General features: G+C 47.2%; 19 protein-coding genes and 3 pseudogenes. 6 read left to right on the top strand and 16 right to left on the bottom strand.

Annotated features, from left to right (window positions below):
* Positions 1–221 precede the first annotated feature (221 nt).
* Positions 222–1,910, top strand: coding sequence for a type II CAAX prenyl endopeptidase Rce1 family protein (locus JCM10914_RS19130; RefSeq protein ID WP_023963736.1), 1,689 nt, complete (start codon positions 222–224; stop codon positions 1,908–1,910).
* Here the strand turns inward: JCM10914_RS19130 and uvrC are convergent.
* Together uvrC and trxA are read right to left on the bottom strand one after the other, a co-directional pair.
* Positions 1,882–3,818 (bottom strand): annotated as a pseudogene (gene uvrC / locus JCM10914_RS19125) (excinuclease ABC subunit UvrC). The gene JCM10914_RS19130 and the pseudogene uvrC overlap by 29 nt on opposite strands.
* Before the next feature lie 124 nt (positions 3,819–3,942).
* On the bottom strand, positions 3,943–4,260 hold the full coding sequence (trxA, locus tag JCM10914_RS19120; protein ID WP_023963733.1) for a thioredoxin: 318 nt from the start codon (positions 4,258–4,260) through the stop codon (positions 3,943–3,945).
* Between the two features lie 259 nt (positions 4,261–4,519).
* On the opposite strand from trxA, the gene JCM10914_RS28995 reads away from it, so the two are divergent.
* Positions 4,520–4,675 carry a hypothetical protein gene (locus JCM10914_RS28995; protein ID WP_023963732.1) on the top strand — a complete coding sequence of 52 codons (156 nt, stop codon included), beginning with the start codon at positions 4,520–4,522 and terminating at the stop codon, positions 4,673–4,675.
* An 84-nt stretch (positions 4,676–4,759) separates the two neighbouring features.
* Here the strand turns inward: JCM10914_RS28995 and dnaI are convergent, their stop codons facing one another.
* The 3 genes and pseudogenes from dnaI to JCM10914_RS19105 form a co-directional block, all read right to left on the bottom strand.
* Positions 4,760–5,713, bottom strand: coding sequence for a primosomal protein DnaI (gene dnaI / locus JCM10914_RS19115; protein WP_023963731.1), 954 nt, complete (start codon positions 5,711–5,713; stop codon positions 4,760–4,762).
* A gap of 28 nt (positions 5,714–5,741) precedes the next feature.
* Positions 5,742–7,243: pseudogene (locus tag JCM10914_RS19110) on the bottom strand (helicase DnaB).
* 177 nt (positions 7,244–7,420) lie between these two features.
* Positions 7,421–7,720 (bottom strand): YuiB family protein, encoded by a 300-nt coding sequence (locus JCM10914_RS19105; RefSeq protein WP_023963729.1) that lies wholly within the window; start codon positions 7,718–7,720, stop codon positions 7,421–7,423.
* Positions 7,721–7,910: 190 nt separating this feature from the next.
* Between JCM10914_RS19105 and hemQ the strand changes: the two genes are divergently transcribed.
* Entirely contained in the window at positions 7,911–8,660 is a 750-nt protein-coding gene (gene hemQ / locus JCM10914_RS19100; protein WP_023963728.1) for a hydrogen peroxide-dependent heme synthase, read from the top strand.
* A 47-nt stretch (positions 8,661–8,707) separates the two neighbouring features.
* Here the strand turns inward: hemQ and JCM10914_RS19095 are convergent, their stop codons facing one another.
* Together JCM10914_RS19095 and JCM10914_RS19090 are read right to left on the bottom strand one after the other, a co-directional pair.
* Complete coding sequence (locus JCM10914_RS19095) at positions 8,708–8,968, bottom strand: hypothetical protein (RefSeq protein ID WP_023963727.1); 261 nt, start codon at positions 8,966–8,968, stop codon at positions 8,708–8,710.
* On the bottom strand, positions 8,969–10,162 hold the full coding sequence (locus JCM10914_RS19090) for an NAD(P)/FAD-dependent oxidoreductase (protein WP_023963726.1): 1,194 nt from the start codon (positions 10,160–10,162) through the stop codon (positions 8,969–8,971).
* A 491-nt stretch (positions 10,163–10,653) separates the two neighbouring features.
* Here JCM10914_RS19090 and JCM10914_RS19085 point away from each other — a divergent pair, with 491 nt between their 5' ends.
* Positions 10,654–11,658, top strand: coding sequence for an NAD(P)/FAD-dependent oxidoreductase (locus tag JCM10914_RS19085; protein WP_023963725.1), 1,005 nt, complete (start codon positions 10,654–10,656; stop codon positions 11,656–11,658).
* Between the two features lie 157 nt (positions 11,659–11,815).
* Here JCM10914_RS19085 and sda read toward each other — a convergent pair whose 3' ends face one another.
* Positions 11,816–11,959 carry a sporulation histidine kinase inhibitor Sda gene (sda, locus tag JCM10914_RS19080; RefSeq protein ID WP_148300233.1) on the bottom strand — a complete coding sequence of 48 codons (144 nt, stop codon included), beginning with the start codon at positions 11,957–11,959 and terminating at the stop codon, positions 11,816–11,818.
* A 299-nt stretch (positions 11,960–12,258) separates the two neighbouring features.
* The gene (locus tag JCM10914_RS19075) at positions 12,259–12,921 is read right to left on the bottom strand and encodes a YheC/YheD family protein (RefSeq protein ID WP_023963724.1); all 663 of its coding nucleotides are present in this window, start codon (positions 12,919–12,921) and stop codon (positions 12,259–12,261) included.
* A gap of 223 nt (positions 12,922–13,144) precedes the next feature.
* On the opposite strand from JCM10914_RS19075, the gene JCM10914_RS19070 reads away from it, so the two are divergent.
* Positions 13,145–13,354: a hypothetical protein gene (locus JCM10914_RS19070; RefSeq protein WP_023963723.1), complete on the top strand. Its 210-nt coding sequence runs from the start codon at positions 13,145–13,147 to the stop codon at positions 13,352–13,354.
* A gap of 145 nt (positions 13,355–13,499) precedes the next feature.
* Here the strand turns inward: JCM10914_RS19070 and JCM10914_RS30650 are convergent.
* Positions 13,500–13,598, bottom strand: a pseudogene (locus JCM10914_RS30650) (iron-sulfur cluster assembly accessory protein); the annotation flags it as partial.
* A 303-nt stretch (positions 13,599–13,901) separates the two neighbouring features.
* On the opposite strand from JCM10914_RS30650, the gene JCM10914_RS19065 reads away from it, so the two are divergent.
* On the top strand, positions 13,902–15,038 hold the full coding sequence (locus JCM10914_RS19065) for a toll/interleukin-1 receptor domain-containing protein (protein WP_023963722.1): 1,137 nt from the start codon (positions 13,902–13,904) through the stop codon (positions 15,036–15,038).
* A gap of 300 nt (positions 15,039–15,338) precedes the next feature.
* Here JCM10914_RS19065 and JCM10914_RS28990 read toward each other — a convergent pair whose 3' ends face one another.
* From JCM10914_RS28990 to JCM10914_RS19035, 6 genes are all read right to left on the bottom strand, one after another.
* Entirely contained in the window at positions 15,339–15,515 is a 177-nt protein-coding gene (locus JCM10914_RS28990) for a hypothetical protein (RefSeq protein WP_023963721.1), read from the bottom strand.
* A 5-nt stretch (positions 15,516–15,520) separates the two neighbouring features.
* Positions 15,521–15,991 (bottom strand): phBC6A51 family helix-turn-helix protein, encoded by a 471-nt coding sequence (locus JCM10914_RS19055; protein ID WP_023963720.1) that lies wholly within the window; start codon positions 15,989–15,991, stop codon positions 15,521–15,523.
* Entirely contained in the window at positions 15,984–16,592 is a 609-nt protein-coding gene (locus JCM10914_RS19050) for a hypothetical protein (protein ID WP_023963719.1), read from the bottom strand. Before JCM10914_RS19050 ends, JCM10914_RS19055 begins: the two co-directional genes overlap by 8 nt.
* Positions 16,593–16,740: 148 nt before the next feature.
* The gene (locus tag JCM10914_RS19045; protein WP_023963718.1) at positions 16,741–17,268 is read right to left on the bottom strand and encodes a hypothetical protein; all 528 of its coding nucleotides are present in this window, start codon (positions 17,266–17,268) and stop codon (positions 16,741–16,743) included.
* Between the two features lie 200 nt (positions 17,269–17,468).
* Positions 17,469–17,909 carry a hypothetical protein gene (locus JCM10914_RS19040; protein ID WP_036719039.1) on the bottom strand — a complete coding sequence of 147 codons (441 nt, stop codon included), beginning with the start codon at positions 17,907–17,909 and terminating at the stop codon, positions 17,469–17,471.
* A 16-nt stretch (positions 17,910–17,925) separates the two neighbouring features.
* Positions 17,926–18,363, bottom strand: coding sequence for a hypothetical protein (locus tag JCM10914_RS19035; protein WP_023963717.1), 438 nt, complete (start codon positions 18,361–18,363; stop codon positions 17,926–17,928).
* Positions 18,364–18,490: the final 127 nt, after the last annotated feature.

Below are 18,490 nucleotides of genomic sequence, written 5' to 3'. Positions count from 1 at the left end.
AAAGGGCGGGAAATGGGCATATTCAAGAATACGAGCATAGGGTTATCGAACGTTTTCGAAACTTTTCATTCATTTTCATCATTTTTAACGGATCATGGTCATGAGTGGGATAAGCTGCAGCTACCCTTCATATCTATGTTATATTGACATTACGCGTTCTCAGTTGTACTAACTTTCGTACCACATTAGAAACAAGACCATTTTCTTCAAGGAGGAATGACATGAATCGTGTAAGAGAGCCACTGAAGCTGGAAGCCAATCTCAAGAAGCTTATCGTACCCGCGACAGTCGGCCTGATCCTGTTCCTAATATTCCAGGTGTTTCCCTCTACCAGCAGCGAATTGACGCAAACCAGCTCGGCCGATCTGATCTCCAAAGAACAAGCGCGGACTGCCGCAACCAGCTTCGCACAGGAGAATCTGCAATTCCAAGCTGCCGAAGCGGATGAAACGTTAGTTACATATCAATCCAAATCGGAGCTATATGGTTATTTGTCTAAGGAGAAAAAACTTTCTGATTATAACAAGAACTATGAAGCCAAGTATCCCTACGATGTGTACCGCGTTCGTTTCAGCCAGCCTGGGGGCGATGCGCTGAACGTGGACGTGCATATGCAGAATTCGGGTGTTGTGGGCTTTCAATATGATTTCGCACGGTCCAACTACGACCGCATTGAGCTGAATAAAGGTCGCGTCCAGCGGCAAATGCTCTTGGCGGCAGAAGATGGCATGACACTAGCCGACAAACAAATCCTGGCTGAGCCATGGCTGAAGCGTGCCGGATATGACTTGTCTCATCTGGAATTGGCTACCCAAGAGGGTGCGCCCAGACTGAAATACGTAGATCCGGAAGCCGCTGTCGGCAACGCCAGACTGGAACTCCAATTTACTTTTGAGCATGGGAAATTACGTTCCTTTGAACCTACATTCTCAGTACCTGCTGCCCATTCCAGTTATGTTGCACAGCAGACGCAGAATGCGATGGTGCTGACGCTGGTCGGTTACGGTCTGTTTACGTTAATTCTCGGGATTCTCGCTATCGTGTACAGCGTGAAGACTCAGGCACATACGTCGTTCAAGCGCGGCTTGTTCCTCTCTTCGCTCTTGTTCGTCATCCAGATGGCGAACACCTACAATCTGATTCCGGTCTTTAAATCGGAGGGGATGACATCTGCGGGAGTCGTGGGGATGATGATATTCTACGGGGTGTATTCCCTCATCTTCTCAGCGCTGCTCTACTTCGCCCTTGTCGGCGGGAATGGGCTCTGGCGCAAGGAAGATGGCCTGAACCCCTGGCCAAGAGCGAAAGAGCCGGGTTATGGACGATATGTACTGGACAGTATGAAGATTGGTTATATGTGGGCGCTGATCTTGCTCGGCGTGCAGACCATCATCTTCGTCATCCTTGGCTTGACGCTCAATACGTGGTCTACCACCGATGCGACCCAATCGCCTTACAATATGCTGTATCCGTGGCTCTTCCCACTGATGGCCTGGCTGGCGGGAATATCAGAAGAGGCGGTATATCGTCTGTTCGGTATTAAAATGCTGAAGAAGATCGTCCGCAGCACCTTTGCTGCGAGTCTGATCACGTCCCTGATCTGGGCGCTGGGCCATACGCTGTATCCAATCTATCCGATTATCTCGCGCCCCATCGAACTCGTGATTATCGGTCTGCTGTTCAGTTACATTTTCCTGAAATACGGATATTTATCAGCCATGTTCGCGCACGTGATCTTTAACAGCATTCTAATGGGCATTAGCCTGGTCATGATGAAGGATACCGCGAACCTGCTAATCGGCTTGTTCTATATCGTGCTTCCGGCGATCGTAGCCTATGTCATCTACCGATTTAATCCCGTAAAAAAAGAGAAGCCGTATGTTACGACTCCTCCTCACGAAGCGCTTTAAGAATATCTGTTGCTAATTTTTCACCAATGGAAAGGGGCTTGAAGTCTTCGACTGAAGCCTCTTTTATTTTTTTCACGGAGCCAAAATGCTTCAGCAGCAGCTTCCGGCGTTTCTCGCCGATACCCGGAATCGCATCCAACTTGGAGGATACCATCGACTTGCCGCGCTGTTCCCGATGGAACGATATCGCGAAGCGATGGACCTCGTCTTGAATGCGCTGTAATAAGTAGAACTCCTGGCTATCCCTTGGCAAGGACACCGGCTCAGGCGGATCCCCGATCATCAACTGCGCTGTCTTATGCTTCGCATCCTTCACCAGTCCGCAGACCGGGATAAACAGCCCGAGTTCGTTCTCCAGCACATCAATCGCCGCCGAGATTTGGCCCTTGCTCCATCAACAACGATCAAATCCGGAAACGGAAGATTCTCCTTCAACACCCGTTCATATCGACGGCGGATGACTTCGCGCATCGTCTCGTAATCATCGGGTCCCACAACGGAACGAACCTTGTACTTACGATACTCCTTCTTATCAGGCTTCCCATTCGTAAATACAACCATAGCCGACACCGGGTTGGCGCCTTGGATGTTGGAGTTGTCAAACGCCTCGATCCGATTTAGTGATTCCAAACCGATCACTTCGCCCAAGTTCGCAGCGGCCACCGAGGTCCGCTCTTCATCCCGCTCGATCAGGCGGAATTTCTCGTCGAGCGATACCCTCGCGTTATCACACGCCATACCGACCATCTGCCGCTTCAGTCCACGCTGTGGTACGTGTACCTTCACGCCAAGCCACTCCTGCAGCGCTTCCGCACCACCAGCGGCATCCACTGCGCCAATCGCCACTTCCTGTTCCTCAAGCACAGCTTCCTCCGTGACGGATTTGCGCTCAGTTTCTGATGCTGTACCCGCAGAAGCAGTGGCCTCCGCGGCCATAATCGGTCCAGGCAGCAGGATTTCCTGCGGCAAGGCTGGATTATCGCTGTAATATTGTGCGATGAAGGACATGAAATCACTATGCGCATCGCCATAGAACGGGAACACGGACTTATTGCGCTGTACCATTTTCCCCTGACGCATGTATAGAATCTGCACACACATCCAGCCTTTGTCCACCGAATATCCAAACACGTCGCGGTCTCTCGTATCCGTTGTTGTAATCTTCTGCTTCTCCATCAGCGTGTCGATGTGGATAATCTGGTCCCGCAGCTCCTTGGCACGCTCGAAGTACAGATCCTCTGCCGCCTCCTGCATCTTGCGCTGCAATTCCTTCTTGATCTCCTCATGTCCGCCGCTCAGGAAAGACTGGATTTCCTTCGTGATGTCTTCATAGGCTGAGTCGGGAACTTCCTTGACGCATGGAGCCATGCATTGTCCCATATGATAATACAGGCACACTTCCTTGGGCATGACGCCGCATTTACGAAGAGGATACATCCGGTCAAGCAGCTTCTTCGTTTGCTGAGCCGCATATGCGTTCGGGTATGGGCCAAAATATTTGGCTTTATCTTTAAGCACCCTTCTGGTTACTTCCAGGCGAGGATGCTCTTCATTCGTGATTTTGAGGTATGGATAGGTTTTGTCATCTTTAAGCAACACGTTGAATCTCGGTTGATGGGTCTTAATAAGATTGCATTCGAGAATAAGTGCTTCCATATTGCTGCCGGTCACGATGTATTCGAAATCACGAATTTCGGATACCAGCATTTGTGTCTTGCCGTTATGACTGCCGGTAAAATAGGAGCGCACCCGATTCTTGAGTACCTTGGCCTTACCGACATAGATGATGGTTCCCGCATCGTTCTTCATCAGATAACACCCGGGCAGATCCGGCAACAAAGCCAGCTTATGCCGAATGCTCTCGAGCGCCTTCTCCTGCTCTGCCAGCAGCTTGGCAAAATCGTCCATGCTCATCCTCCTCTCCAGGGAGACGATTTACAATAATAACGGATCATAAACCACACAAAGCGCCTTTCGGGTATACCGAAGGCGCTGTATGAATAGCCGTAATGCGCTTTGAGCCCATTATAGCTTATTGATGTTTAGCAATAATACCCTTCAAGGCTTCTTTGGAGTTCAAACCGACAACTTTATCGACAGGTTGGCCGTCTTTAAAGAAGATCATCGTTGGAATACTCATTACGCCGAAGCGTGCAGCGGATTCCGGATTCTCATCCACGTTCACCTTTGCAATTTTAACATCATCGCCGAGTTCTGAAGACAATTCGTCCAGAATCGGAGCAAGCATTTTACAAGGACCGCACCAAGGCGCCCAGAAATCAACTACAACCGTTCCTTGTCCTTCTACTTCATTCACGAAGGATTGATCGGTAACATTGACGATAGCCATTGTATTCTCCTCCTCACAGGATAAATTCTGCGTATGGTACAAATCATAATGTCGAATGGGTCGACGAATTTAGTATACCACATTCGGCCGGAAAAAGTGAAATATACTCACCTAAAGAAAGAGGTTTTCACGGGATATTTAAGCAATCTTTACAAATGATTTGCGCATTGGGTATACTACTAATAACAAGTCGGGTGACGGTCAAGCATTGAGCTTTCATTGTAACACGGCATGTTCACCTTTTGAGGAGGTAAGCACCATGGATGTAAACATACACGTCAACGATCCACGGGAGCACATCAATGAAGAACCACGTAACGATTTTTGGGATTTAGTGTTCGGCTTCGTCGGGATGTTCGGTTTCATGACCGTCATTTTCTTTGGATTCGTTATCATCAAATTTCTCGTCGGCTAAATTGATTGGTGCAATCACAAAAAGTCTGATCGTGTCCACGTTCGCGTGTGGCACGATCAGACTTTTTTATTAATATGGCTATATCTAGAATTTCCCGCGCTGATTCTCACCATACAGATGGATGACGTCAACAAAAGGACCGATCCTGTTCATGAGCCGCTGCCCTTTGTGCAGCTCCTCGCCGTCCTTGCTTGTAAAGCTGAGATGCTGTTCCAAACCATCCAAGGGATAATTGGATGTGTAGAACGTCGGCTTACGATTCATGCGGAAGTTAAGGATGGAGCCAAGCACATGATCGCGCACCCAGGGGTTTAGATTCTCGGCACCGATATCGTCAAAGATCAAGAGATCGCAATGCTTCATCGTCTCGATCATATCCTTCAGCTTCTGTCCGTCCTGCATCATCGTCTTCAGATCCTCCACGAAATCAGGCATGTACACAATGACGCCGGAGTGCCCGGCCTTAGCCAGTTCATGCATCAGGTAGCCCATCAGATAGGTTTTGCCTGTTCCGAAAGAGCCGGTTAGATAGAGTCCCCGCGGAGAAAGTCCATTCTCTTTTGTCTCCTTAATGTATCGAAACACTTGATGAACAGCCGGGGAGCGCAGCCGATCTTTGGCCATGATCTCCATATGATCGTAACCTTCGCTGAGTGCATGTTCATCCACGTAAAAACTGCGAATCCGCTTCTTGATCTGTTCCTCATTCGCTTTGGCTGTATGCAGTGAACAAGGCGTCTTACGCTCATATACCTCTACCGTCCCGTTCATGCGCTGAATATCCAGACTGCTGTAATGGCCCTGGAAATCGTTCGGACATCGTTCCAGTCCAGGACAGGCGCTGCAATGAGCCTGATCGCCCGCATATTGATAGAACTTGCTAAGATTCAGTCGCAAGACCCGTTCATCAATCTCAGGATATTCGCTGCGCAGCGCCTGGATGAGAGGATTGCTCAGCAAATCCTCTGTAATTTGCTCTGTCCTGCGCCGGAGCGCGGGACTTCTCATGCTGTTCAGCAGTTCACCGAGAGATTCCATCGCTTCCCCTCCTTTTGTTCATCTGACGTTATCCGCCCTGCTTGTTGCCGGCCTGCATCTCGGCCGCAAATCTCATCATTTCTTCGAATTCTTCATCCGATACGGACTCCCCTTGATCGGTATTCAGCGCCACCGGTATGTCTGGCTTGGCCTTACCCTTGGCGTATGTACGCGTTCGTGTCGAAGATGACTTCTGCTTGCCCTTCATCTTGGCCTGGTCCCTGATATACTGCACAGCCTTCTCATAGCTGTTGACTTGCTTAAGCAGCATATTGGAAGCAATCGCTTCAACAAAATTGCGGTTGATCCGCTGCTCTCCGCCGAGCGCAATCAGATTCATTAAATAATGAATGAGCACGTTAATGACTTCACCAGGAAGCTTGTAGCTCAAATCAATCTTCTCGAAGATATCCAGGAATTGCACCGGCACCGAGCCTGGGAAGAACGTCTGCAGCAGCCGGGTATACGGCTCATTGCGCAGCATCATATTATATTGATGAATATCGCATTTGGACTGGAACTGAGCAGGGACATCCACGTAATATTCCATCTGTACCGCATGTTCCTGTGCCGGTTCATCCGATGCGTCCTCCAGTTCTTGATGTAAAGCCACCACTTTACCCGCCGTGATCTGACGCTTCTCTTGGCGCTTCATTCCTTGACGGAAGTGCAGGCTTGCCTTATGCTGCAGATCGTCCAGCATCACTTCGCCATGTTCAGTAAAGATGCCATCCTCATCGAGCAAGCGGCACAAGTCCTGTATACCCAAATCATACTTGCGCACCACGTAGTTGACGATGCCCATCTGCTCATGATCATATCGAAGACGTTCCACGAATACCCGATTGCGAGACTCTCGCGGGAAACGCAGAATGATATCCGCGTAATTCAAACCTTCCCCTTGCGGGATCGGGGACTGAACCGCCTTGCGGGAGACGGCGACTTCTTCCAGCGCCTGTTCAAGTTCATGGTCAATTACATGGGTGTTCAGTTCAAAAATATCATAAAAAGGAACGGAAATGTTCTCTTTGTTCAGCGAAATGCCGGACCATTCATGCGGCTCTTTGCTCCACAACTGCTCACGGAGTGCAAGCACGGCGAATTTACCAATTTTATCACGGAGCAGCAGTGTCAAATGTTGCGTATTGAAGAATTCAGCAGGACTAAGGGGCACCTGCAATTCATATTCATACACATAGTCGTCCGTCTCCGGAACGAACATTCTACTCGTCTGCAGCAGGCCAACGGCCTCTAGCTTCGAGGTCTGCTCAATGAGATAGCGACGCCCCTTCTCACTCGGTTCCAGCCCTAAAGTAAGAAACAGCCTGCGCTGCTGCTCAATGGCTGAATAACCGACTTTCTCCAGTGGCACATGGGACGATAGAAGCCGATAGAGACTTACTGCGAACGCTCCAACCATCGGTTGTAGATAGACCCCAGCATTCTGTCATCAAGGCCGCTTACACAGAAGTCACGGTATACGCAGTAACGGTGATGCTCGGTAAAATGCAAAAAATTAGTCATGCGCATCGATGTCATTCCCCCTGTCGCCCAAAAGTAGACTTCCTCTATTCTATCATAAATCGAGTGGCCTAGAGCCGGTTCTTTTACATCAAAATTTCACCAAATCATAAAGAGCGGCCCTCCTAGTAGGAAGAGCCGCTGCTAAACGCCGAAAAGCATGGATTGATTATCCTGGTAAATAGGTTAGAACATTCTGAAGCCTCTAATCCGCAGTTGTTTGATTGTCCATCCACTCATATAAGCGCCGATCAGACCTGCTACGCCCGTCAAATAATCGACCAATTGGAACGAAGATACATGCGTCCAGAAAGGCATATGATTCTTGTCCCACAAGGTATAGACAACGATTGGCAAAATAACGAGAACGAACAGAAAACACGGAAACCAGGTTGTCTTCATCAACATATTCAGAATAAAGCCGATACCGAACATCATAACGAAGAACAAAATCATCAGCACGAGTACAGGAATAAATTGAAGCATGGTCGCTGTTTCACCTCTTCTTTAGCTAATTGCTAGTTTACTAAAAAAAATGTCACGAATCAACGAACAATCCGTGAATAGATTGTGTCAGCGTTTGCCGAGCAGGCCGCGCTTACAGTACAATGAAGGAAGTTAATTCTAGCGGATACCCGCTACCCAAATAACGAACATACTGTTTAGGAGTGATCTCATGAACGAAGCTGCAATGACGCTGGAAGGCTGGTATGCCCTGCATGATTTCCGCACGATCAACTGGCCGGCCTGGAAAGCTGCAGATGAAGAAGTCCGTGCCTTTGCCATGGACGAGTTGAATGCCTTCCTGGATGAATGGACTGCCGTCGATACGGATAAACAAGGCAGCACCGCTGTATACACCATCGTCGGCCAGAAAGCCGACTTTGTATTTATGCATCTGCGGGAGACGCTGGAAGAGCTGAATGCCATCGAGAACGCCTTCAACAAGACGACCTTCGCCCAGTTCACGTCCAAAGCGTATTCTTATGTAAGTATCGTTGAGCTCAGCAACTATCTTGCCGGTTCTTCGGATGAAGACCCGATGCAAAACCCGCACGTGATCGCTCGCCTGAAACCGGCCCTGCCGAAATCCAAGCATATCTGCTTCTATCCGATGAACAAGAAGCGGGAACTGTCCGATAACTGGTATATGCTGAGCATGGAAGAGCGCCGCTCGATGATGAAGAGTCACGGCATGATTGGCCGCGGTTATGCCGGCAAGGTGAAGCAGATTATTACCGGTTCCGTTGGCTTTGATGATTGGGAATGGGGCGTGACGCTCTTCGCTGACGATGCGCTTCAATTCAAGAAGCTCGTATATGAGATGCGCTTCGACGAAGTCAGCGCGCGCTTCGGGGAATTTGGCTCATTCTACGTCGGTAACCTGCTTGAAGCCAATTCATTCACGGAATTAATGAAAGTATAATGGAAGAGGTATGCCTTCGTAACGAAGGCATACCTCTTTTTTTATATCTATTCTTTCTCTTCGAAATCCCCATCCTGCTGACGCAAAGACTCCAAATATTCGGCTGTTGCTTTGTCACGGGCACGTCCCTTATCCTTGAGACGCTCAATCGCTGGCAGAATCAAGATATCGACTTCTTGCTGAATGGTATACGCAAGGTCATAACGTTCCTGTGATTCCAGATACGAGCCGACTTCCATCAACGCATTATAACGGTCCAGTTCAGCTCTCGTAAGCAATCCCCGCACTTGGACACTGCAATGTCTCATTTACAGAAACCTTCCTTTTTTCAGGACGAGCGGAATGCCTCCAATAATGAAGAGATATCGGAGATCGACCAGCTTCTTCAACTGAGCCGCTTTCCAGCCCTGATATTTCTTATCGCCGACAATGGCAATTCCTTCGCCCTTCCCGAGAGAAGCTACCGTTCCCTTGTGCTGGAACTGGAATTTGCGCATCGACTTGCCGCGAATCGCTGCCACGATATTTTGAGCACAGCAAACTCCTTGCTGCATGGCCATTTGCGCCGTTGGCGGATATGGACGACCTTCTTCTGTAAAGTTTAAGGAGTTATCGCCGATAATATAGATATTCTCATAGCCAGGGGCACGCAAATATTCGTCAACCTTCACCCGGCCGCGCATCGTTTCAAATCCGGCGGCTTCTACCAGACGATTCCCGCGGATTCCCCCGGTCCAGACGACGGTTGATGAGCGAATCTCTTCCCCGTTGTTGAGAATGACGCCGCCCGGCAGGCATTCCTTAATCGCGATGCCTAATTTGAAGGTGACACCTTTCTTCTCCAGCACGTTCATGGCGTATTCCACCAACTCCGGTGCAAAACCAGGCAGCGCAGCTGGCGCAGCTTCAACATTGTAGATATTGACGAGAGCCGGGTCAACGTCGTATTCCTTACATAACCGCGGAATGCGATCAGCCAGCTCAGCAACAAACTCAATACCGCTGAAGCCCGCTCCTCCGACAACGAAGTTGATACGCTCCTGTGGTCTGCGTTCATTCTTATATAGCGCAAACTGATATTCAATATGCTCTCGAATCAATCGAACGGAGTTAATGCTCCTGATTGTCATCGCGTGTTCGGCCAGACCCGGGATTCCGAAGGTTTCAGGCTCTCCGCCAAGTCCGATAACTAGATAATCGTAGGATAACGTGCCGTCCTCCAGTATTACCTTTTTGTCATGCAGCCGAATCTCTTGCACCGATGATTTTACCAAATCGATTTTGAATTCGTCTATTAATTTGGAAATGGATACTCTTGTGTTCTCTATGCTGTCTGTTCCTGCTGCCGGCATATGCAAATGCGTTGTAATATAATGATAGTCGTGGCGGTTCACCAGTGTAACATCGGCCTCATTATAATTCAGCTCTTTTTGCAGCCGCTGCGCTGTCAAAATGCCCCCGTAACCCGCACCAAGGATTACGATCTTCGGTATGCTGCTCATTCTCCTACTCCTTCCGCCTTACTCTCTATATACAGTATGGTACACTTGTTAACATTCTGTGAAAAACTCGTTTAAAAAAGAGAAGAGCCCCTCATCAGAGCCCCTTGTACACTTTGACCTGACCGTTCATCTTTATACGCATGAATCGCGCATAAATCAGCTGTGCTGCTAGGGTTCCAGCACGATTGCGAAGGCTTCTTCACATACGGGTTCCTCATGATGAACACAAGTTATCACGTTAATCATATGCATAAACCAAGCAAAGATCAAGATTTTTTTTGCCATTTAATATGTAAATAATCCCACCTGATATCACCATGAATAACAAGTAAGCGTAATCAATCCAATGTTAGGTATTTTAACTCATTTCTCGTCTTTTCATGCTGGTTCAGGACGATTATAATAGTTAAGGAATTGTTGAATCAGCTTAATCCAGACATGAGCGTCTGTCTGATTCCAATATAATCTGAAATTATGGAGGTGCTTACCGCATGACAACGATGCCAGAAGACAACAACAACATGACGGATCTATTGATTATCGGTGGCGGACCTGCTGGTATGTTTGCTGCTTTTTACGGCGGAATGCGCCAAGCCTCGGTGAAACTGATCGAGAGCATGCCTCAGCTCGGAGGACAACTCGCTGCGCTGTATCCGGAGAAATATATTTATGACGTCGCGGGCTTTCCGAAAGTAACAGCTCAGGAGCTCGTGAACAATCTGTCCGCACAGATGGACCTGTTCAATACGGATATTCGTCTGGAGGAGAAGGTTCAAGCCGTAGAGAAGTTGGATGAGCGACATTTCGTGGTGAAGACCAACCTCGGGGAGCATCACACGAAAGCCGTGATTATCACCGCTGGAGTCGGAGCATTCCAACCACGCCGCCTCGAAATTGAAGGCGCCGAGAAATATGAGAAGAATAATCTCCACTATTTCGTCAATGACTTGAGTCGTTTCCAAGGCAAGAAGGTGCTGATCAGCGGCGGCGGTGATTCGGCTGTAGACTGGGCACTGATGATTGAGCCGATCGCCGAGCAGGTTACACTGGTTCACCGCCGCGACAAGTTCCGTGCCCATGAGCATAGTGTGGAACAATTGTTGGCTTCCAAGGTTAATATCGTCACCCCAACCGAAATCACGGAACTCTATGGAGAAGACGCGATTACTAAGGTAACGCTTACCCATATGAAGACCAAAGAGACGCAAGAGATTGAAGTTGACGATGTCATCGTGAATTTCGGTTTCGTCTCCTCTCTCGGACCGATTTCCGAATGGGGCATTGCAATTGAGAGCAATTCCATTGTTGTCGATTCCCGTATGGAGACCAGCATTCCCGGGATATTCGCAGCAGGTGACATCACGACGTATCCGGGCAAAGTTAAGCTGATCGCTGTTGGATTCGGTGAAGCTCCTACTGCTGTAAATAACGCAAAAGTATACTATGATCCTGAGGCCAGACTAGCACCGGGCCACAGCAGTAATATGAAATTATAGAATAAACAAAAAAAGGTGTCTTGTGCATTCTGAAGAGATCATCATCCTTCATCAGAATCCAAGATACCTTTTCTATTAGGTGCTTGTATGGTATGTAGAACCCGGTAGCCTCCTAGATTATGGCTTAACGGTGTCACATGAGTGGCGGATAATCGGATTAATGCAGGATGCTTTCGGAATCGGTCTCCAAGTTCCGTTTATGAATTTCGGCTAGCAAAAGAGTAATGAACTCTCGCTCCAACTTTAATTCAACAGCCATATGATAGGAATCGAGCAGCATCTCATCCGTCAACATAGCCATTCCTCTCACACCCCTTCCTCAAATTTCCTGAATCTATCATATCAGACATCACAAAACGGAACAACTGTTCGCTTATCCACAGCCGCTTGTGGAAATCCTGTGTATAATTTGTTGGTAAGTGTAAAAAACAAGGTCATATCAAAGTGGATTATGGGGATAAATGTTATACACAGGATATTAACAATATCGGCGATCCAAAAAATAATTTAATAAATATATCGGAAATAATGGTTTCATTTTTAATTACCCTATTAAAATTTCATATAAACGATTCAAAATACGGAGAAACTACCGAAAATTCAGCTCGGTCTTGTATTAACTTCCAATATCCAAATCTTGCCGTCCTGATCAAGCCCATAATCAAATCCCAGCTCGCCGATTCCAGGAAAGGATGACTCGAGGATCGCTATGCACTGTCTGGTCAGTTGCCGCATCTCGTTGCGTTTCTGTCTTCGCTTTATGTGCGGAAGGGATAATCGCAGCGCATGACGTAATTGCAGCAGCGATCCCCCTTTGCATATGTTCGTGACGAACAGTCCTGGACCTGCAAGCCGTCCAACCATCGCACGAAACTCCCACCTGCCTCTGCCCTTAACCACCTTTACCCGGTAATCGAGTGGACGCCCGTGAATCCTTGCCAGACGAATACCCTGTTGAATCAAGTACCGCCGCTTTAACTTCATTCGATCCAATACGTTCTGTAAGGAATTCAATGTATCTGCATGAACCGTGCGCTTTTTATAAGTTACCAAATATCCCGTCCCGACCTTCTCTATTCGGATGACTCCGTTACCGCCAGTGCCTACAATCGGCTTAATGACCACCATCTCGTGTTCAGCCAGCATTGAGACCAGGGTATCCCCTCCATACGACTCGGTCGCCGGAATGTAGGGAGCAACTTGCGGATCGGTCAGCAGCGCCTCTGTCTTGAGCCACTTGCTGGCCAGCTGTCTTCCCGCCATGCTGCTTCGCCTCCTTTTTATTCATGACATACGTTATCCTATTCCCCTCTCCGCTCTTTTTCTTGGATGATTGTCTGTGATGTTATGCCTAATAATTTGGCATTCTCGTGTCATTCACCTAGGTTCCCTTTCCAAATGATGTGATCTGTCGTATAGTTAGAGCAGAAGTTTGTCCCTAAACCGAACAATGAACATGGATAACTATAAAGGAGGCTTTGTCACCTTGGCAGATTTGTTTGAAGTATTGTACTGGGTTGCCATCGTCGGCATGTCTTTAGCACTTGCAGCTGTTACCGTTATGATATTCATCAGCGGCTTCAGGTTCATCAAAGACAAACGCAAAGGACTGGGCATCGGCTGTATCGCGTTTTCGATACTTGCGGCCGGTATGATTGTTGTGATGCTTAATGATACGTTTTTCTTTCCGGTTTAAGCCGGATCACGGACGCCAATGAACAAAAGAAACAGCAGGTTACCCACAGTGGATAACCTGCTGTTTCTTTTATAAATAAAAAACGACCTTCACAACGGGGTTTACCGTCATGCAGGTCGTCACCGTTAACGCGGCATTCCCGTCATTAACAAGGCTCTTCGTTTGGTTTGCCAGCATCTGCCGCTGTGCGGAACGATGATCCGCAGCCGCACGTTACCGTTGCGTTCGGATTATGGATCGTAAATCGACGTTATGCTTGCGGAAGGCTATAAACGGCGTCACTACGCTATTCTTACGTTAGTAACGGGATTGATAATGCGCGATAGGGTTAATATTCACGTCGCTAAATGACGGTGTATTACGATAATCCAATTGTACCCAAGTGATCGCGCGATTGCAAGACGGTTAGCTCCCAGAGTTTAAAATTATGTTCGGATTTTAAATACGTCTGTTGTAAATAAGTTTTGGACTGGGAATGCGTAGCCCTACCGAAACAATTATAGTAAGATTAATGTGATTTGGAATATATGGTAAGGGAGTTAAATGGATGAATCTCACAGAAGTTTCAGACAGATTAGCAAAGTTAATCGGTCAGGGGAATTTAATAATAAGTTCTTCTTACGTAGAAACAGAATTCGGCTCGTATATTTCTGGACAAACCTATAATCAATGGATTTCTTCGTGTATAATTTTCTTGGACAGGCACGTTGGAAGTGACAAAGAACTTGTCAAAGAATTTAAAGAAGCTGCAAAAGATGCGCCTGGGTATGGTCTAAATTACTATAATCAAATGATGGGAATCCTCAAAGCAGTACATGACTCAATTGAAGACGTGGTTACTACTCCTAATTCAAATACCTCATTTTCAGGAAAAACGTTTGATAAAATATTTATAAGTCACTCCTCAAGAGACGCTGATTATGTAGAGCATATAATACAACTTCTTAATGACATTGGTATTCCTAAGAATAACGATAATATTTTTTGTAGCTCCTTTGAAGGGTACAGTATACCGCTCGGGGAAAAAATCTATGATTATTTGAAAAACCAGTTCAATCAGAATATTTTAGTCTTATTCATCCTTTCAGATAATTATTATGAAAGTGCTCCTTGTTTAAACGAAATGGGCGCAACCTGGGTTACTGCCAGGGATTACTACTCAATACTATTGCCTGGCTTTGAATACCAAAGTTTAAAAGGGGCGATTGATCCGACTAGAATATGCTTGAGAATTGAAGACGACCAGAAATTAAACTCTCTCAAAAATAAAATCATTGAAAGTTTTAGCTTAGAAAACACTGATGATAGTATATGGGGAAGGGATAAAGCTAAGTTCATATCTAATATTCAAAAAATTACCCTTAAACAAAAACCAACAATCCAGCAAGCAAGCGTAGATTTGATTAAGGTAAAGAAAAAGGAAAACGGTTATATAGAGCTTGAAACACGATTTAAAAATAATAGTAATATCCCTATTGAGATTGTTGAGCTGTCCTTTGACGTGGTTGACAGTCTTGGAGGAACTTGTAAGATTGAGATACCTGAGGAAGTGCTTAACGGTAGAATTATTTACGGGTATGAGAATCGAAGAGAGTTATTACATCTTCAATTTTATAATGAAAACATCAACATTAAGAAAATAGAAAGTCATACAACTCACTTCCATTTTTCAAACGCATATTAAACGAAGAAAAGCGCCCATCTACGGATATCATTCCACAAGTGGGCGCTATTTTTATTCATCTTATTAGTCGGACTCTACTTTGACCCCCACATTAAATTTTGCTGTGCGAATTGTGTGTGGACTTGCCGGAGCCCCTTCGAGAGGGGGCGTTGGGGTATCGCTTTAACGAAATAAATCATATTCATCGGTATACATTTTTGCAGGTTGTGAATTAGCAATCCGCAATCCACTTCGCTGTCGATGAGTCCGCACCACTGCGCCATTCCTCCGTACATGCGCCAATAATCCGTTATGCAACGTTTATGCATCCGTAACAAACCGCACCGTTACGCGGTCCACTTTATCGCGATAAATCATCGTAATCGGTACGATATACATACAATTATGCAGTGGTGACCCCCGGTTTCCAGCGTGCCTGTCCACCGGGAGCGTGCTGTAGGTGAAACGCAGGTTTAGTCCGAAATAGTCGCCATTCATCGTAGTTACCCCCGATTACTACCGCTAACCATATCGTCAAGCTCGGCGATCTCCTTACGGATTTCTTCGTCGGTTTTTCTCTTCGTTTCGATTGATTCTCGCGAATCTTCAACAACAGTTCGATCAGTTAACAATCCGTATCTGCGCATGTAAAGGTCGAGCGCCTTGACGCTAGGTATGCCGTTCGCGCCACCACGGATCGCCCGCATGAGTTGGACGTAAACTTCCGATCTCATTACGTCGAGTTGACGCTCAGTTAAATAGTTCACGTAAGCTGCGAATGATTCCTGAGCTTTCCATTCGAACAGAGTTGAGCGCGCGATTCCAATCTCTTCGCTGAGTTCTTTCATCGTTCTTTTTTTTCCGTCTTCATTCAATAGCTCGGCCCATTCGTTATTAACGATGAGCTGCGCCGCCCGTTGTTGTTGCGGTGTCAATTGCGCTTCAAGTACCCTCCGTTGTCTTGCGTTACTCATACGAACCGTCCTCCTCTTTCATGGGTAATTGCGCCATAGCATCGTGGATCGCGGCCTGAAATGCCTCATCATCCGCAATAAGGCGTTTCATTTCCGCTTCTGCTGCGCGCAATCCCTCCGTGTAGCCTCCGTAAGCATCGAACATGTCCCAGCCGATCTTATAATCGTTATCTAAAAACGTGCTTAGCGCGAAATGTAGAATTCGCATCGCTCTGTTAAAGTCAAAGTAGTCGGTCTGATCCTCTTCAATCGCTTTGTTAATCGTATTAATCTCAGAAAGCACCAGACGGATTCCTGTCGCGTAAAACGCCCCCCATTTGCCATGAGAGTAATAAAGCAGCCGCTCATATTCGCGGTATCGTTCCAACTTGTTAACATCGATCCCGGTTAATTGATCCTGTGCCACAATAGACGCGAGCTTGATTGCGATAGCTTTAAACGGTCCCAACCGCCTAGCAATCGCGGCTGTAAGTGGAAACTCAACGATTTGAGGACGCGGTAAAGGGACCGGCGGCAATCCCTTTTCAATACGGATCTGGCGCAATCGTTCCGTTAATTCGTCGATACGTGTGCGAATTTGGTCGTTCGTTTCGTATTTCATTCATGCCCTCCTCAGAAAATAAAGCCGCCCCGAAGGACTGCCGTAAGTCTTGCGCTAATATCAATCTTTCGCCGGTAACTCGTTTACCTCTGCATCTACATGGTCGCTGTTATCGCATCTCCCAGTTGACGCAGTATCTCCACCCGAATTATCGCGGACCTCCCGACGTAAATGTTCCACCCCAGTTTTGATTAGCGCTATTTCCGTGATTATGTGTCGGCAACGTTACGGAGTGCGTATGTGAGTTATATGAACTCCGCAGAGAGTCAATTTGCGATTGCAATGACGAAAGTATTGCAGACAATCCCGATACTTCCGACATGCTCAAGTTAATTCCGCTTACGGAACTGTTAAACCGAACCGGACCCGCGAATGTGGCAGCGCCTTGTATGCTTATTGGATTCCCCGTATTGTTCGATCCGATAATGAGGTTATCGCTATACAGCGTCAACCCGTTATTCTGGTACGCGTTTATCTCGCCGGCATATCCGCCACCTGATCCGTTGAATACGATCGAAGCAACTCCGGAATCAGATCCCGTATTGATCCGAATACGGTTTCGGCCGTTACCGTCGTATGTGCGGAGTCCTTGCGTATCCACCTCAATTCTTCGGCCACTCGCACCAGTCCGAAGTAGCGCGCCGGTCACAGTACCGCCGGTAAGGCAGACGCTCATACGGCTATCCTCATCGGGCGTGATTGTTTTGAAACGGACATTCTCGTGTAATGGCTTACGACCTAAATACTCAGTGCCTCTGTAACTCACCTCGAAAAGATCCAGTTCGCCGCCAATCTCACCGCCCGAGAAGTGTTCGAATACGTCGCGGATATAGGTTTCGATATCGTTATCGTCATGCCAAGTTTTTTGCGCATGTACTAAGACCTCATCAGCCTAAAGCCGCCGGTTATAATATAAACGGCCTCAGATACGCCGCGTCGTGTTACCGGATTAAACTGATTGGTTGGCGAGAAGCTGTGCGATACAGTACGGCCATTTCCGTCCATCTTGAACATTACCGCATTAAGTTTATTTGGATCTGCCTTACCTTGCGTGCCAGATAGTAGACGATAGTGCTTTTTCAAAATACGCTTAAACGACGATATGCTTTTGTTCTTTTCCGCATCATACTCGTGTGCAATAGCAGAGCACGCAGCCCTATCACCAGCCAAAAATACCGCCCACTTATCAATAAGATAAGTTTTTTGCGCAGGTAAACTCCCTCGCTGCTTTTCCCCTGATACTAAATTGTACGTAACCGCAGTATCTGACCCAATAATCATGCGGTCTTGAAACTGTACACATATGCATAGACTCAATTCAATTTCCCCCTCTTTATACTGCACACTCTATCGAAGTTCCGCGCCTAACCGCATCATGCGCCAGATCGACCGTATCTGAAAAGTGACGTGGAACTCGCATATCGTGGTTAACCTTCACCGTAACGCCTTGTGTCGCAGAGAACACATTAATAAGTCGCTCATAATAGCGCCACTGCCGGAAATTCGGCACGTTCGACCGCATGACAAGTAGCTTTGTTTCACCGTCAAGACATCGCAGAATATCCGAAGCAATAACCGGTATCGTTTGTCGAAATGATCGCGGCGCTCTCTCGTCATAGCAGAGCGAGAGGACGTGGTATGGCTCGTAATACGTCCGACCATTATCCGCAATCTTACGTTTTGACAATTCGACGCCTGCTGCAATATGTCCGATTTCACTTTTCATCGTCCAAAGATGCGCGAATGAAATCTCGTCCAGTCCGTAGTCCACTCCGTCACCTCCTGGAAATAAAACAGAAGAGACCCCTTTCGGGATCTCAATCGGTTTTATCAACGCACATATCTTCTAACTAACCCTTTGTATGGCCCATTCCCTGTAATCATCAGTGTCTCGAACG

The organism is Paenibacillus sp. JCM 10914, from assembly GCF_001315105.1.
Lineage (GTDB): Bacteria > Bacillota > Bacilli > Paenibacillales > Paenibacillaceae > Paenibacillus_AQ.
This window is presented reverse-complemented; position numbering and strand designations above follow the sequence as displayed.

Bases quoted from the DNA above. Each gene is read 5' to 3' on its own strand.
- JCM10914_RS19065 (WP_023963722.1), top strand. From the start codon at position 13,902: ATGAATCTCACAGAAGTTTCAGACAGATTAGCAAAGTTAATCGGTCAG.
- JCM10914_RS19090 (WP_023963726.1), bottom strand. From the start codon at position 10,162: ATGAGCAGCATACCGAAGATCGTAATCCTTGGTGCGGGTTACGGGGGC.
- JCM10914_RS19055 (WP_023963720.1), bottom strand. From the start codon at position 15,991: ATGAGTAACGCAAGACAACGGAGGGTACTTGAAGCGCAATTGACACCG.
- JCM10914_RS28990 (WP_023963721.1), bottom strand. From the start codon at position 15,515: ATGAATGGCGACTATTTCGGACTAAACCTGCGTTTCACCTACAGCACG.
- trxA (WP_023963733.1), bottom strand. From the start codon at position 4,260: ATGGCTATCGTCAATGTTACCGATCAATCCTTCGTGAATGAAGTAGAA.
- sda (WP_148300233.1), bottom strand. From the start codon at position 11,959: ATGGCTATGTTGACGGATGAGATGCTGCTCGATTCCTATCATATGGCT.
- JCM10914_RS19130 (WP_023963736.1), top strand. From the start codon at position 222: ATGAATCGTGTAAGAGAGCCACTGAAGCTGGAAGCCAATCTCAAGAAG.
- JCM10914_RS19075 (WP_023963724.1), bottom strand. From the start codon at position 12,921: ATGGCGGGAAGACAGCTGGCCAGCAAGTGGCTCAAGACAGAGGCGCTG.
- JCM10914_RS19105 (WP_023963729.1), bottom strand. From the start codon at position 7,720: ATGCTTCAATTTATTCCTGTACTCGTGCTGATGATTTTGTTCTTCGTT.
- JCM10914_RS19045 (WP_023963718.1), bottom strand. From the start codon at position 17,268: ATGAGCGTCTGCCTTACCGGCGGTACTGTGACCGGCGCGCTACTTCGG.
- dnaI (WP_023963731.1), bottom strand. From the start codon at position 5,713: ATGGAATCTCTCGGTGAACTGCTGAACAGCATGAGAAGTCCCGCGCTC.
- JCM10914_RS19085 (WP_023963725.1), top strand. From the start codon at position 10,654: ATGACAACGATGCCAGAAGACAACAACAACATGACGGATCTATTGATT.
- JCM10914_RS19050 (WP_023963719.1), bottom strand. From the start codon at position 16,592: ATGAAATACGAAACGAACGACCAAATTCGCACACGTATCGACGAATTA.
- JCM10914_RS28995 (WP_023963732.1), top strand. From the start codon at position 4,520: ATGGATGTAAACATACACGTCAACGATCCACGGGAGCACATCAATGAA.
- hemQ (WP_023963728.1), top strand. From the start codon at position 7,911: ATGAACGAAGCTGCAATGACGCTGGAAGGCTGGTATGCCCTGCATGAT.
- JCM10914_RS19095 (WP_023963727.1), bottom strand. From the start codon at position 8,968: ATGAGACATTGCAGTGTCCAAGTGCGGGGATTGCTTACGAGAGCTGAA.